The organism is Streptomyces palmae (genome assembly GCF_004684805.1).
In the GTDB taxonomy this organism is placed as follows: Bacteria; Actinomycetota; Actinomycetes; order Streptomycetales; family Streptomycetaceae; genus Streptomyces; species Streptomyces palmae.
The window spans coordinates 1-515 of the sequence record NZ_SRID01000801.1; the positions used below are offsets into that span (position 1 = coordinate 1).

Genomic DNA, 515 nt, shown 5'->3' on the forward strand with positions numbered 1-515 from the left:
GGGTGGGCCTCGGCGCGGGCCGGGCGGGCCTCGGCGCGCGGAGGGTGGTTCTCGCCGTGCTGCGGTTGCGGCTGCGGGTCACGGGCGGTGCCCGCGGGGCGCTCCCGCACCGGACGCGGGGTTCCGCCGCTCGGGCCGTGGTCGGTCGGATCCTTCTCGGCATGGGCGGCGGGCGGGCGCTGGGCCCGTTCTCGGCTGCCGCGCTCACGCAGCCGCTGGGCGGCCAGTTCGGCGCGCCGCTGGTCCATGGTGAAGGCGTAGCGGCGGCGCTCCTGGATGCGGAGATAGGCGATATAGGCGCTGAGCAGCACGGCCGGGGCTCCGGGGGCCCAGAGGAAGGCCAGGCCGCCGACGGCGGCGACCACCGCGCCCAGGGTGAACGCCATGAAGAGCACCACCGTGGTCCGCCGGCGGCGGGCCAGCACCTTGGCGCGCCGGCTGCGCTCCAGCATGGAGGGCACCGAGCGGACGGCGGGCGCCGGCCGGCCCGTACCGGAGGGGGACACCGCGTGGTC

General features: G+C 78.3%; 1 pseudogene. It reads right to left on the reverse strand.

The features are described from left to right. Positions 1-386: pseudogene (locus tag E4099_RS35310) on the reverse strand (hypothetical protein); the annotation flags it as partial. Between the last annotated feature and the right edge of the window lie 129 nt (positions 387-515).